This is a genomic window from Mycobacterium sp. Aquia_213, from assembly GCF_026625985.1.
In the GTDB taxonomy this organism is placed as follows: domain Bacteria; phylum Actinomycetota; class Actinomycetes; order Mycobacteriales; family Mycobacteriaceae; genus Mycobacterium.
On the sequence record NZ_CP113116.1, the window covers coordinates 407644 to 420593 of the forward strand.

Annotated in this window: 17 protein-coding genes; 10 read left to right on the forward strand and 7 right to left on the reverse strand. The window is 64.8% G+C overall.

Annotated features, from left to right (window positions below; translation table 11 throughout):
* The first annotated feature begins 3 nt into the window (after positions 1 to 3).
* The 3 genes from LMQ14_RS01855 to LMQ14_RS01865 all read left to right on the forward strand — a co-directional run bounded on the left by LMQ14_RS01855 (position 4) and on the right by LMQ14_RS01865 (position 1553).
* Complete coding sequence (locus LMQ14_RS01855; RefSeq protein WP_267733170.1) at positions 4 to 558, forward strand: type 1 glutamine amidotransferase domain-containing protein; 555 nt, start codon at positions 4 to 6, stop codon at positions 556 to 558.
* Between the two features lie 96 nt (positions 559 to 654).
* The gene (locus tag LMQ14_RS01860; protein ID WP_267733171.1) at positions 655 to 1347 is read left to right on the forward strand and encodes a HemK2/MTQ2 family protein methyltransferase; all 693 of its coding nucleotides are present in this window, start codon (positions 655 to 657) and stop codon (positions 1345 to 1347) included.
* Complete coding sequence (locus LMQ14_RS01865) at positions 1344 to 1553, forward strand: CDGSH iron-sulfur domain-containing protein (protein ID WP_267733172.1); 210 nt, start codon at positions 1344 to 1346, stop codon at positions 1551 to 1553. Before LMQ14_RS01860 ends, LMQ14_RS01865 begins: the two co-directional genes overlap by 4 nt.
* On the opposite strand, the gene LMQ14_RS01870 is transcribed toward LMQ14_RS01865, so the two are convergent.
* From LMQ14_RS01870 to LMQ14_RS01895, 6 genes are read right to left on the reverse strand one after another with little or no spacing between them, the layout of a single operon-like run.
* Positions 1546 to 2565: an iron-containing redox enzyme family protein gene (locus LMQ14_RS01870; protein WP_267733173.1), complete on the reverse strand. Its 1020-nt coding sequence runs from the start codon at positions 2563 to 2565 to the stop codon at positions 1546 to 1548. The genes LMQ14_RS01865 and LMQ14_RS01870 overlap by 8 nt on opposite strands.
* 53 nt (positions 2566 to 2618) lie before the next feature.
* A complete protein-coding gene (locus LMQ14_RS01875; protein WP_267733174.1) occupies positions 2619 to 4856 on the reverse strand; it encodes a SpoIIE family protein phosphatase in 2238 nt (745 codons plus the stop codon).
* Positions 4853 to 5479, reverse strand: coding sequence for a SpoIIE family protein phosphatase (locus LMQ14_RS01880; protein WP_267733175.1), 627 nt, complete (start codon positions 5477 to 5479; stop codon positions 4853 to 4855). The genes LMQ14_RS01875 and LMQ14_RS01880 overlap by 4 nt, the downstream gene beginning before the upstream one ends.
* Complete coding sequence (locus LMQ14_RS01885; protein WP_267733176.1) at positions 5472 to 5882, reverse strand: anti-sigma regulatory factor; 411 nt, start codon at positions 5880 to 5882, stop codon at positions 5472 to 5474. The genes LMQ14_RS01880 and LMQ14_RS01885 overlap by 8 nt, the downstream gene beginning before the upstream one ends.
* Positions 5872 to 6261 carry an STAS domain-containing protein gene (locus tag LMQ14_RS01890; RefSeq protein WP_267733177.1) on the reverse strand — a complete coding sequence of 130 codons (390 nt, stop codon included), beginning with the start codon at positions 6259 to 6261 and terminating at the stop codon, positions 5872 to 5874. The genes LMQ14_RS01885 and LMQ14_RS01890 overlap by 11 nt, the downstream gene beginning before the upstream one ends.
* A gap of 19 nt (positions 6262 to 6280) precedes the next feature.
* The gene (locus LMQ14_RS01895) at positions 6281 to 7159 is read right to left on the reverse strand and encodes an STAS domain-containing protein (protein WP_267733178.1); all 879 of its coding nucleotides are present in this window, start codon (positions 7157 to 7159) and stop codon (positions 6281 to 6283) included.
* 159 nt (positions 7160 to 7318) lie between these two features.
* Here LMQ14_RS01895 and LMQ14_RS01900 point away from each other — a divergent pair, with 159 nt between their 5' ends.
* From LMQ14_RS01900 to LMQ14_RS01925, 6 genes are all read left to right on the forward strand, one after another.
* Positions 7319 to 7687 (forward strand): STAS domain-containing protein, encoded by a 369-nt coding sequence (locus tag LMQ14_RS01900; RefSeq protein ID WP_267733179.1) that lies wholly within the window; start codon positions 7319 to 7321, stop codon positions 7685 to 7687.
* 77 nt (positions 7688 to 7764) lie between these two features.
* A complete protein-coding gene (locus LMQ14_RS01905; RefSeq protein WP_267733180.1) occupies positions 7765 to 8265 on the forward strand; it encodes a DUF6328 family protein in 501 nt (166 codons plus the stop codon).
* Positions 8266 to 8353: 88 nt separating this feature from the next.
* Positions 8354 to 8635: a hypothetical protein gene (locus tag LMQ14_RS01910; protein ID WP_267733181.1), complete on the forward strand. Its 282-nt coding sequence runs from the start codon at positions 8354 to 8356 to the stop codon at positions 8633 to 8635.
* Between the two features lie 157 nt (positions 8636 to 8792).
* The gene (locus tag LMQ14_RS01915) at positions 8793 to 9095 is read left to right on the forward strand and encodes a DUF4193 domain-containing protein (protein ID WP_267733182.1); all 303 of its coding nucleotides are present in this window, start codon (positions 8793 to 8795) and stop codon (positions 9093 to 9095) included.
* A 24-nt stretch (positions 9096 to 9119) separates the two neighbouring features.
* Positions 9120 to 9500, forward strand: coding sequence for a thiol-disulfide oxidoreductase DCC family protein (locus LMQ14_RS01920; protein WP_267733183.1), 381 nt, complete (start codon positions 9120 to 9122; stop codon positions 9498 to 9500).
* 41 nt (positions 9501 to 9541) lie between these two features.
* On the forward strand, positions 9542 to 10855 hold the full coding sequence (locus LMQ14_RS01925; RefSeq protein ID WP_267733184.1) for a cytochrome P450: 1314 nt from the start codon (positions 9542 to 9544) through the stop codon (positions 10853 to 10855).
* Here the strand turns inward: LMQ14_RS01925 and LMQ14_RS01930 are convergent.
* Complete coding sequence (locus tag LMQ14_RS01930; RefSeq protein WP_267733185.1) at positions 10852 to 11427, reverse strand: hypothetical protein; 576 nt, start codon at positions 11425 to 11427, stop codon at positions 10852 to 10854. The two genes, LMQ14_RS01925 and LMQ14_RS01930, sit on opposite strands and share 4 nt — an antisense overlap.
* Before the next feature lie 363 nt (positions 11428 to 11790).
* Between LMQ14_RS01930 and LMQ14_RS01935 the strand changes: the two genes are divergently transcribed.
* Positions 11791 to 12942: a PPE family protein gene (locus LMQ14_RS01935; RefSeq protein WP_267735304.1), complete on the forward strand. Its 1152-nt coding sequence runs from the start codon at positions 11791 to 11793 to the stop codon at positions 12940 to 12942.
* The last annotated feature ends 8 nt before the right edge of the window (positions 12943 to 12950 follow it).

Sequence of the window (12950 nt, forward strand, 5' to 3'; positions counted from 1 at the left end):
TTGATGGCAAATGAACTGCAAGGCAAGAGAATCGCCATTCTGGCGGCTGACGGTGTGGAAAAGGTGGAACTGGAGCAGCCGCGTACGGCTATGAGACAGGCCGGCGCCCGGGTCGAAGTTCTGTCGTTGAGGGGCGGCGAAATCCAGGCGCGCGAACACGATCTCGAACCTGCGGGCCGATTCGCGGTCGATCGCGCGGTCAAGGACGCCTCGGTGGACGAGTTCGACGGCCTGGTACTGCCGGGCGGCACGGTAAACCCCGACAAGTTACGGATGGACGCGACCGCCGTGGCGTTCGTTCGCGACTTCGTCGAGTCCGGAAAGCCGGTCGCGGCCATCTGTCACGGGCCGTTGACCCTGGTCGAGGCCGGGGTGGTGGCCGGGCGGACACTCACCTCCTACCCGAGCATTCGCACCGACCTGCGCAATGCGGGTGCGAGCGTCGTCGATGAGGAGGTCGTTGTCGACGGCAACTTGATCACCAGTCGATCTCCACGAGACCTGCCGGCATTTTGTTCGACGCTTATCAAGCAATTCGCACACGCTCCAACGGGTTAGGCACTCGGCAGCCGGATTCGGCGTTTCAACGCATGGTTTGTGGGCATTAATTCAAAATGCCGTGAGCGCCGCGGCGGTCACCCGAAAGGCCCACCGTTGACCAGCACGTACCCCGTCACCGCTGATGTTTCGGCTGTGCCCGCGGTGTATCAGCCACAAGACGACTCCCGATTGCTTGTTCGCGCCATGCAGGACAGCGGACTGATCCCCGGTCGTCGAGTCCTGGACCTGTGCACCGGAAGTGGGTTCGTCGCGATAGCGGCCGCCGAAATGGGTTGTGCCAGTGTGACAGCATTCGATATCTGCCCGCACGCAGTGCACTCGACGCGGGGCAACGCGACAGTCGCCGGCGTACAGATCGATGTGCGGGAAGGCTCGTGGATTGCCGCTCTGCGGTGCACGCCGTTCGAGGTGGTGGTGGCCAACCCACCTTACGTGCCGACTCCACCGGGGGGCGAAATCGACGTGCTTTCAACAGGCCTGGGCCCATCGTGGGCTTGGAACGCTGGTCCCGACGGGCGGCTGGTGCTGGACCCGCTCTGCGAGTCGACGGCAGACCTGCTGTGCGACGGCGGATCTCTGGTGCTCGTTCAGTCGGGACTGGCCGGTGTGCAGCGTTCGCTGGACAGCCTGCGGTCGACCGGCTTGGATGCTGAAGTGGTTGCCTCCGAATGGATTCCATTCGGACCCGTGCTCTCCGGACGGGCGGGCTGGCTCGAGGAGATCGGCCTGGTGCGGCGCGGCTGCCGGGAGGAGGAGCTGGTGGTTATCCGGGCGGACAAGCCATGAGTGGCACGCGGGTGCGGGTGGTCCCGAAAGGCCCGATTTTGGTGTCGGGCCCGGTGCGAATCGAAGTCGACGACGGCGGTGTTGTGGAATCCGATCGGTTCATGGTGGCCATCTGCACCTGCGGGCGGAGCAAGGAATACCCGTTGTGCGACACCAGCCACCGGCGCTGCCGGCACGTCGAAGGCGTTGGCCCAGAGCCTAATTGAGCGGTCGCCGCAACGACGACTGGTCGTGCTTCCAGGACGTCATCATCTTGTCCGCCAGGCGATCCTCGACCGCCGTCAATGCGCGCATCCCGAAAACTACGTCGCTGTCGAGCTGGGGCTCGTGTGCGACGAGATCGCTGACCACGTCGAGGCGTACCACCTGTTCGTGCACGGCGTCGGCCTCGACATGTTCGCGGTAGAACGCGACGCAGGCCCACGGTGCGTTCATCCGTTCCAGGGCGTCGGCAATGCGTCGGGAGCCAGGCGATGACGTGATCTCCGTCGCGGCGAAATGTCCGATGGCCGCGCCACGCAGCCGGCGGTGCAAACCGAACAGCGACATCAAGTTCACGACGGCAAGGGCCTCGGCGGGGACGGCGTCGAGGTAGCCCAGATAGGTCTCGTCCAGATCGGCCGCCGTCAACAGATCCGCGAAGAGTTGTTGATGTGCTCGATGGCCCTGCCCGGCGCCGTACTCGTCGAATTCGATGGCCACGAACGCCGCCTTGGCGCCGCCCGATAGTCGGGGAATCACCCAGGCATGCGGATCGCCCTCTTTGAGGTGATACATCGATCGATGCACGAAGTATTCGCGCATCTGCTCCCAGGTCCCGATGTCGCGCAAGTGGTAGGACGGCCCGGTGCCGTCAACGGGTTCGACGGAAATCGCTTCCATCTCCGCTGCCGAGGTGCGGTCGGGATCGATGGGACCGACGTCGCGGCGCACACCGGCGAGAAAGGCACGCTCGAGTTCGGCGCGCAGGTGCAGCAGGTCGGGGTTCCACTCCCAGGTCGGGTCGACGCCCGCGAAACCCCGGTAGTGCAGCTCGTAACACATGCACAAGGCCAGTTGCAGGTCGAGGCCATAGGGGTCCGAATCGCGCACGGATGCGCCGGTCCGCGCCAGGTGATCCCCGGACGGAGGCCCCGCCAACGCGCACTGCACCGCCGTCGACAGCGGTCCGTGTGCCGCCGGTAAGGCGGGTTCAACGCTGATCGACGAGCGGGTCACGTCGTTGGTGATACCACAAACGGGGTGGCCGCAAACGGTGCGCTCGCTTTCTGCTACCGCCCGCCGGACCAGTGATCGACGCTTGCGGGCGCCGCCGGTACCCGGAAGGTGATGTTGACGATGGTTCCGGTTGAGTTGCTGTCGATTTCCATCGTGTCGCTGATGGCCCTCATCAGGATCAGGCCCCGTCCGCTGTTGCCCGGGTTGAGCGCCGGCGGCTTCCACGAACCGTGATCGGTGATGCGGGCGTGAACTTCGCCGTCAACCGTTTTGACTTCGAGCAGGGTTGTCCCGAGGCCGTGCCCGCGGTAGGCGTGTTCGACGCAATTGGTGCACCCCTCGTTGACCACCAGCACGATGTCGTCGATCAGTTCGTCCGGGACGTCAGAGGCCCTGAGCCAGTCGGCCAACCGATGCCGAATGCTAGCCAATTCGTCCGCGATCGAATGAGTTTCGATCCGTAGCGGCGCCTGCTGGTGCCGGTAGATCACCATCGCCACATCGTCGTCGTATCCCGTGGCCGGAGCCAGCTCGCTAAGCACCGCGTCCGCGACGGTGTCCAGCGGCAACGTCCTCGTCTCCACCAAAACCTCTGCGGCGCGGGTTATTCCGTCGTCAAGCGACTCGTGCTTGCGTTCCACCAATCCGTCGGTGAACACCATCAGCGTCGAGCCGGACGGCAGCCGCCAGGAGACTTGCGGGCGAGGTTCCTCGCGCAGGACCGCGAGCGGCACCGACCGGGCGTCGGTGAGCACCGTGATGCCCGACGGTCCGGCGAGCACCGCGGGCATATGACCGGCGTTGCTGTATTCCAAGACGCCGGACTCGGTATCGAGGATTGCCAGAAAAACGGTGGTGCAGTAAGCATTCGGAATGAGCGACGCCGCGAGGTCGAGTTGCTCGAGCACCAATGCGGGGCGGGCCCCGTTGATCAACAGGGCGCGCGCCGAGCTGCGCAACTGGCCCATGATGGCGGCGGCCGGCAGACCCCGACCCACACAGTCGCCGACGACGATGCCGATGCGGTGGTCGCCGATCGGCAGCACGTCGTACCAGTCGCCGCCGATCTCCAGCGGTAGGACGGCCGGCTCGTAACGCATGGCGAACCCCGGCGGCGGCTCCACGGGTGGCAGCATCGCGCGTTGCAACGTCAGCGATGTCTCGCGGGCACTCTCGAATTGACGCACATGCTGCATGGCCAGGCTGAGGTGACCGATCAGCACCGTGACCAGGAGCCGGTCCTCCGCGCTGACCCAGCGCGTCGCGCCGAGCTCTAGCCATAAGGCGAGGTCTCCGGTGCCCGAGAGCACCGCGACCAATCCCTGCGTCTTGCCTGGCTTGTTCGGCTGCTCGATGGTTTTCGCCGTCAGGGGCAGCTGCTGGCGTGCGGCCTGAAACGTGTCGCGCAACCAGGGATCCAGTCCGCGCCAGGTCGTTTCGGCAGGTTCGCCCGCCATCTGAACGGTCGGCTCGCCGCCGTCGCCCGGCCAGGTCACGGCGATCACGCGCTGTACGCCAATCGCCGTCCGGCATTCGTCGAGGGTGATCGCCAGCAGCTCGGCGACGCTTTTGGCTACCGCCACGGCGGTGGCCAGGCGCAGGACGGCGCTCTCCCGTGCGGCGAACGCCCGTTCGGCGGTGACGTCGCGAATCGTCCCCACGTATGCCGCTTCGTTGCTGTCGGTTTCTTTGACGGCGTTGATGCTCACCATCACCCAGGCGAGATGCCCATCTCGATGCCGAATCGGTGTCTCGTACTGGGTGCCGCCGTCGCTGCGGACCCGCGATTGGTGTTCTCGCGCCGTCTTCTTGTCGACCAGCCATGGATGCGGCCACCGGTAGGGCAGGCCCTCCGTCGGGTAGCCAAGGATCTCGATGAAGGCGTTGTTCATCTCGACGATCGAGCCTTCATGATCGGCGACGAAGAAGCCTTCCTGCAACGAATTGACCAGGGCCGTGCGGAATTTGTCTCGGTCGGCGAGCCCGTCGGCGCGGGCACGCTGTTCGGCGTAGCGCTTGGTGCCGTCGAGGAACCCCCGAGTCGCGACGTCGAGCGGGGCCAGCGTTTGTAACAGGAATTCCAGTGCGACCGGTGCGTCGATTTGAATGTCCCGGGACAGTTCGAGCACCAGCCGGACGTGGTGCTCGATGATGTCGAGCATGCTGATTTGTTCCTGCAGCGCCCGGCGCCCCAGTTCGTGGGCGACGACCAAGATGTTGTCGTCGCGCGCGTCCAAGTAGGTCCGCAGCGCGGCGAGGTATTCGGCGTGAAATTCGTCGGCGTTGGTCATGTCGTGGTTCCCCGGTGGCGGGCGGCGAGCACCATTGCGTCGTCGGTTTCCTTCGCGTGTTTACCCAGAATGTGGTCGGCGATCACCACCGCCGAAGCAGCGAAGTCTAGGTGGTCCAGGTGATCTTCGGCGATGCCGTCGCTGGTGAGGACGATCAGGTCGCCGATCCGAAGTGAAACCACCTGGGCGGGCCTGATTTCCGGGATGCGATAGCCGACGATGCCGGCGGCAAGGCGCGCACTGGATCGGATGTGGACACCGGTCGCGTCCTTGGAGACGAGGTTGGCGCTGACGTTTCCCACCCCGGTCCAGGTGAGCGTTTTGTCCGCGAAATCCACCCGCGCCAAGGTCATGGCGACTCCTCTGGTCCCACCCAACACACGGTGGCAGAGCTGGATCAAGACTTCCAGCCGCTCGCCGGCGGCTCGCTGCACCGCATCGACGGCGCGCATCGCGGCGCTCGCCGCCGCGGGGCCGTGGCCGAGGCCGTCGATCACACCGAACAGCGCGGCGTCATCGTCGATGGCGACCGCGATCTTTCGATCGCCGCTGGTGTTCTCGCCGGGTAGTGGGCGCCCCGCGTTCGCCCACTCGATTGGCCCTAGTCGACCGTTTTCACGCACGGCCGGGCACCCATTTCCACATTTCGATGACCGTCCCCTTGCCGAGCGCGGATTCCACGATCAGCCGGTCCATCAAACGGCGTGAACCGGGCAGGCCCATGCCGAGGCCGCGACCGGTGGAGTACCCGTCCTCCATCGCCCGCTCGATATCGGCGATGCCCGGACCGTCGTCCTCGGCGCGAACCACCAGCGCCTGGCGGCCGTCGCGCTCGGCCACCGTGACCCGCACGGTGCCCCGCCCCGCATAGCTGGTGATATTTCGAGCGATTTCCGAGATCGCCGTGGCGATCATCGTGACGTCGGTCAGCGAGAACCCGAGGTCGAGTGCGAGCTGATGTCCGGCTGTGCGGGCTGCGACGATGTCGTCGGGATTGTTGATAGCGACGACAATGTCACACGCCACCGTCGCGCCCGATCGTCGGTTTCCCTACTCCCCGTTGGCGATTCAGTAGGGCAAGGCCCTCCTCAAGATCCAGGGCAGTGTTCATGTCGTCGAACGCGAGACCCAGTTGAACCATCGCAAAGGCGACTTCTGGTTGCAGACCTACGATCACGGTGTCCGCGCCGCGCAGCCGGGTCATGTGCGCGATCGTCCGCAGCGACCGGGCCGCGAATGAATCCATCACGTCGATCGCGGTGACATCGACGATGATGCCCTGTGCGCGGAATTGACTGACCCGCTCCATGAGGTCGTAGCGCAGCCGTTCGGCGTCGGAGTCGGACAGGGCGGCCTGCACCGAGGCGATCAGGATCGCGCCCTGTTTCAGGATGGGTACTGGCATACGGTGCCCGTGGTTGTGTTCACCCGGTCTGCTCGCCGGTGCGCGTGACTTCGTAGCCGAGCAAGCGCTCGGCTTCTTCGATACCACCCTGCAGGTCACCGACCGCGTTCATCTTGGACAGATCCAGGCCGATCGTCACCAGCGTCAGGGCGATCTCCGAGGACAGGCCGGTGATGATCACGCTGGCGCCCATCAACCCCGACGCGTCGACCGTCTGCACCAGGTGGTTCGCCACGGTGGAGTCGATGGTCGGCACACCGGTGATGTCGATGACGACGACTTTGGCGCGGTTGGCGCGGATGGCCCGCAGCAGCTGTTCGGTGACCTGGCGGGCGCGCTGACTGTCCAGCACACCGATGATCGGCAGAATCAGCAGCTGCTCCCGCACCTGCAGCACTGGGGTGGACAGCTCGCGGATCGCCTCCTGCTGCTGGCGGATGATGCGCTCGCGTTCCTGCACGAAGGACACGCCCACGGTGTTGGCGATGCGGTTGGCCGCGGGTTCGTAGGCGTCCAGGACTCGGTTGAGCATCTCGAACTCGGTTTGATACTTCTCGAACAGCGACCGGGCCAGCACGTCGCGCAGCAGCAGCACGATGCCGAGCACCTCGTCCGTTTCCACGCCTCGCGGGATGATGCGCTCGGACAGGTCGCGCGCGTAGGCTTGCAGCGCCTCGACGCTACCGGTCTCGAGCACCTCGACGTAGTTGTCGTACACGGCGGTCGCCTCGGAGAAGAGCTCTTCGGGAGTCATCGCCGTGAGCAGTTCGGCCTCGGTGATACGTCGCGCCCACTCCTCACGCAGAACGGTGCGATTCTGCCGCAAATGCTGTACTAGCTGCGGAAGCAGACCTTCGCTGGAGATACTGGCGGTGCTGGTGCTGCTGGAATCTGACATCTGGCCTCCCGGGTGCCGCGTCGCGCTCCGCAGTGCGCAGGTTCTATGGGGAGACTAGCCTGATTGGACGCGGGGCAGGTGTTGAGGTCTTCTTCTTCTCGCAGTTCGCAAGGCAGGTTAGGCTTGCACCACACTGAAGGCCCGGACGAAGGATCGCCATTGTCAGCTCCTGATTCGATTACCACGTTGGTTGCGGACCACGATGGGGTGTCCGTGGTCAGTGTCGGCGGTGAAATCGATTTGGTCACCGCTCCGGCGCTGGAGCAAGCCATCGGTGCGGTAGTAGCGGAAGGGCCGACAGCGCTGGTCATCGACCTGTCCGGCGTAGAGTTTCTCGGTTCGGTCGGGCTGAAGATCCTGGCGGCGACCTACGAGAAACTCGGCAAGACGGCGGAGTTCGGAGTGGTCGCGCGGGGTCCGGCGACCAGACGGCCGATCCACCTGACTGGTCTGGACAAGACGTTCCCGCTCTACCCGACGCTGGACGACGCGTTGACCGGCGTGCGAGACGGCAAACTCAACCGCTGACCTCACCGTCATAGCCTCGGCGATGGCGCCCGCGCGCCCGCCGGTACGGGGCCGCGCTCGGTGCGATGATCGCGAACATGGATGTCGACCGTCCGGAAGACGACCAGCGATGGGATCGCGATAAGCGCGGCGAGACCGAAACCGAGCGGCTGGATCGCAACTGGAACAGCCTGCTGCAGGAATTGCGCGTGGTGCAGACCGGCGTGCAACTGCTCACCGGGTTCCTCTTGACGCTCCCGTTCCAACAGCGGTTCGACGTTCTCGATCAACAGATGCGTATCGCCTATCTGGTGACGGTGGGATGTTCGGTGGGCGCGACTGTGCTGCTGATCGCCCCGGTGGGCATTCATCGGCTGCTGTTCCGGCGGCATCGCCTGCAAGTGCTGGTGTCGGCCGCGCACCGGTGTGCCTACGCCGGGCTGGCTCTGCTCGGACTGGCGCTGACCGGGGCGACGATCATCATTTTCTCCGCGGTGGCCGGAAACACCGCTGGACTGATAGCGGGAGCGTGTGCGCTGGTGCTGTTCACCTGCTTTTGGTGGTTGTTACCGCTGTCGCTGCGCACCCACGGCGAGTAGTCAACCGCCGGCATTTCAGACTTTGAACCATCCGCACCCGCTCAACGTGAATCGTGTTAATCCGCAACGCGATTCGTGAGGAGTTGGGATGGATTACCCGGTTGGCCAGACACGGACCAGCCGTGCGCATGCTGGCAGCGCGAATATCCCCGGCTTGGTCGCGGTTGCGATCGCCGTGCTTGCCCTGAGCGCCGGGTTGTATGAGTTGGCGTCGGACGCGCGCATCGCATTGGCAGCAGTGATTCTGGCTGCCGCCTCCGGCGTTGCGGGCCTGGTCTGGCTGAACTATGCCCCCCGCCGTGTTCGCGGGGCGGAACCGCAGCTCGTGGCCATGGGCTCGAACGCCACGGCGCCTCGGCCGGGCCGCTAATCGTGTTCGCTCGGCCGTCTGAAGCACAGAATTATCGTTCGTGCAATTTTCTTATGTTTGACACAGTGTGGGGCGCCGCAGAACGGGGTACCGCCTGTGCCACGGGGGAGTACATCGGACGTGCGTCATCCCGCCACCCTGCAGGAAAGGTATGCCCATGAAGACCGCAAGCGATTACGACGCACGTCGCGTGAGCGATACCGAGAACCAGGAACCGGCCGAGCTGCGTCAGCTGGATCCGAATTTGTCGGGGCCGTCCACGGCGGTTGTCGATGAGGACCCTAACGATGTGCACTTCTTCGAGCTGCCCGGTGCGGACTTGTCCGGTGAGGAACTGGCCGTGACGGTGATTCCGCAGCAGTCCGACGAGTTCACCTGCTCGAGTTGCTTCCTGGTTCAGCACCGACACCGGATGCTGCTGTCCAGCTCGGGACTTCCGATTTGCACCGATTGTGCGTAGTGCGCCGGGAAATACAATCGAAGGATGCACGGCGTATTAGTTTTTGACGGTCGGTGCGGGGTGTGCACTCGGGCGGTCAACGCACTGGTTCGCTGGGATCGCACCGGCCTGCTGCGCATCGAACCGATGCAGACACCCGGGATGGCCGACCGGCTCGGCGTCACCGACGAACGAATGCTCGAGTCCGCGTGGTGGGTGGACTCTTCCGGCGCGATCTTCGGCGGGGCGCACGCAATGAATGCGGCCCTGTCGGTGGCGCTGGGCACGCGCGTCCCGCTGTGGATCTATCGGATCCCCGGCGTTGGCGCGATGCAGAACGCCTTCTATCACTGGGTGTCGGCGCACCGCTACCGTTTCCGCGGCGCGACACCGCTGTGCGAGGCCGAGCCTGAGCGTTGTGCTTAGTCGCCGGGAGGATCCGGCGAACGGCTTGAGCCCACCCGGGTTTGCCCGCACCGCGACCCTTCCGCGCGGTTTTCGCCGCGGCGTACGCGGTTGCCTATCTGGTCGGCGGTGAGCGCCGGATGCTGCGATTGATTCGCCGCTACGGACCGATCATGACGATGCCGATCCTCAGTCTGGGCAACGTCGCGATTGTGTCCGACCCAGAGTTGGTCAAGCAAGTGTTCACCGCGCCGCCCGATGTCCTGCTCGGCGGGGAAGGCGTGGGACCCGCAGCTGCGATCTACGGGTCCGGATCGATGTTTGTCCAGGAGGAGCCCGAACACCTGCGGCGGCGCAAGCTTCTGACGCCGCCACTGCACGGCGCGTCGTTGAGCAGTTACGTGCCGATCATGGCGGACTCGGCCCGCGCGGCGCTGCGCGACTGGCCCGTGGACCGTCCGTTCCCGATGCTGGAGGCGGCGCGGTCGCTGATGCTGGACGTGATCGTCAAGGTCATCTTCGGCGTGGAGGATCCTGACGAGGTGCGGCGATTGGGCCGCCCATTCGAACGATTACTGAATCTCGGTGTCTCCGAGCAGTTGACGGTCCGCTACGCGCTACGGAGGTTGGGCACCTTAAGGGTGTGGCCGGCACGGGCCCGCGCCAACAGGGCGATCGGTGACGTCGTAATGCCGTTGATCGCCCAGCGGCGAAATGAGCCCCGTCGCGGCGACAAGCTCGACATTCTGACGTTGCTCATGTCTGCGCGGGGCGATGGCGGAGAACAGTTGTCGGACAACGAGATCCGTGACGATCTGATCACCTTGATGCTGGCCGGTCACGAGACCACCGCAACGACGTTGGCGTGGGCATTCGACCTTCTGCTGCACCACCCCGATGCGCTACAACGTGTGCAGGCCGAAGCCATCAGTGGTGGGGAAGACTTCACCACCGCGGTGATCAACGAGACGTTGCGGATGCGCCCGCCCTCGCCGTTCACGGCACGCGTTGCCGCGCAACCATTTCCGATCGGCGGCTACCACGTCGACGCGGGAACGCGAATCGTCGTGCACATCATCGCGATTAACCGTGACCCGCGGACCTACGCCCATCCGAACGAGTTCCGCCCCGAACGCTTTCTCGGCGACCGGCCGCAAACTTACGCCTGGGTTCCCTTCGGCGGCGGCGTAAAACGCTGTCTGGGCGCAAGCTTTTCGATGCGAGAGCTGATTACCGTGCTGCACACGCTGTTGCGTGAAGGCGAGTTCAGTGCCGTCGACGACGAGTCGGAACGGATAGTGCGGCGCTCGATAATGCTTGCGCCCCAGCATGGAACCCGAGTGCGGTACCGCCCTCGCACATCACGCGCCGTCTAGTCTTGCGCCCATTCCCGCCCGCATACCCGGCACTGCCGGGTGACGTTCGACCATTCCGGTTCGCCGACGTCGGGCTGGCGAACCAGATGAGTGGACAGATCGCCGCAGCCGGGGCACGTGCAGGTCGCGACGTACGGCTCGGTGGGTTGCGTGTTCATAAGGTGCAGGTTTTCTGCCCGCGAGAACGGCACGATCGACAGCCGCTCCGGGCGGGATCCGGCTTTCGGCTTGTCGAACCATAGAAGGCCACAAACCACCGTCGCCACGGCGGCGAAAATGGCCACAATGAGCAGCGGGATGTTCCATGGCCAGTTCGGTGGCACCGGGGTGAACGCGAGAAACAGCATCACGGCGGAGGTCAGGAAACTGATAATGGTGCCGGGTTTGGCGAATCGATAGCCGCCGACCTGCATCGCCTCCCATACGTCGAGTTCCTGCTGCCGTTGTGCGACCTCCAAAAGGGTTGGATGGTACGGAAATCTGTTGTCTGCCTCAGGATGGGGGAGGTCGGTGCGGCGCTGACACGTCTGCTGTTGCTCGGAGATCGCCCTGACCAACGCCATGCGGGCCAAGTTTAGTGCGGTGAGCCGGCATCGGCGAGGTGGCGATTGCTGGCTGCGGAACTCGTAGCAAATGCTGGCAATACCTGAGAACGAGTGACGTGCATCGGTCTGGCCAGGGATAGAAATTGTTACAGGCCGTATTCCAATGATTTCTCAGCGGTGACTCAGCGATGAATCTGTAGCTTCGGGCGCTGTGAGCAACGCCGGGTCAAGCGGTTGTCAGCACCTCTCGGTGATGACCAGCACGATTACTGAGGTCGCGGTGCGGATGTGCGCATACGGCGGCAAGGTTGGCGCCACATCTGGGGGAGTTGAATAGTGACTGCAGCGTTCGATTTTGCGTCGCTTCCGCCGGAAGTCAATTCGACAAGAATGTATTCGGGCCCGGGGTCGGGGCCGTTGCTGGCCGCTGCGGTCGCCTGGAATACGTTGGCTGCCGAGATACGTTCGGCAGCAACTGATTACGAGTTTGTTATTAGAGAGCTGATCGGCGCGGGCTGGTATGGTCCGTCGTCGGCGTCGATGCTGGCCGCGGCCGCACCTTTCCTGACTTGGCTGAACACCACGGCCGCACAGGCCGAGCAGACCGGCATGCAAGCCGACGCGGCCGCGACGGCTTTTGAGGCCGCTTTCGCGATGACGGTGCCCCCGCCGGTCGTTGCGGACAACCGCATTCTGCTGGCAAATCTGGTGGCTACCAACATCTTCGGGCAGAACACCCCGGCGATCGCGGCCACCGAAGCGCAGTACATGGAGATGTGGGCTCAGGATGCCGGGGCGATGAACGGCTACGCCGTCGCTTCGAACTCCGCGGCGCGGATCACGCCGTTCACCTCGCCGCAGACCAACACCGCCCCCGACGCGGTAGCAGGACAAAACGAGGCTGTCAGCCAGGCTGCCAACTCGGCGGCGGGGAATGCGCAGTCGTTGTTGTCCGCTGACACCTTGTCGGCGAATGACGTCAATGCTCTTGCCGCTCCGCAAGGACCGATCAGTGACTACCTGACCGGCTTGCTGGACGGGTCGAACAACACGGCCCTGGGCAGCTTCCTGGGAAGTACCTTCTTCAGCAACTCGGTCGTCACCGGGTCGATTGGCGGCGGCCCGTTCAACCCGCAGACCATTCTGGCGTCGGCGGTGGGCGCGATGGGCACGCGCGCCACAGTCATGCACGGTCTCGAGGACTTCGGCTTCGGCGCCGAAGGGGCCGGGACGGCCGCGCTGGCTTCCAGCACGGTGCCCTCGGCGGGCCTTACCGGCGCATCGGCGGGGATAGGCAACGCGCATCTGGTGGGTTCGATGTCGGTGCCGCCGAGCTGGAGCAACGCGGCCACGATCAGCTCTGTTCAAACGGCGGCGCCGGTCAGTGGACTCAGTGACATCAGGTCCTCCGGGGCGCCGGCGGCGGGCGGGCCCGGAGGAGTGGCCGGGCCGCTGGGCGGTACCGGTCGCAGGATGCGCCGCGCCATTCCCCGGTACGGGTTTCGCCCCGCCATCATGCCGCGACCACCGGCCGCCGGATAAGAGACTGC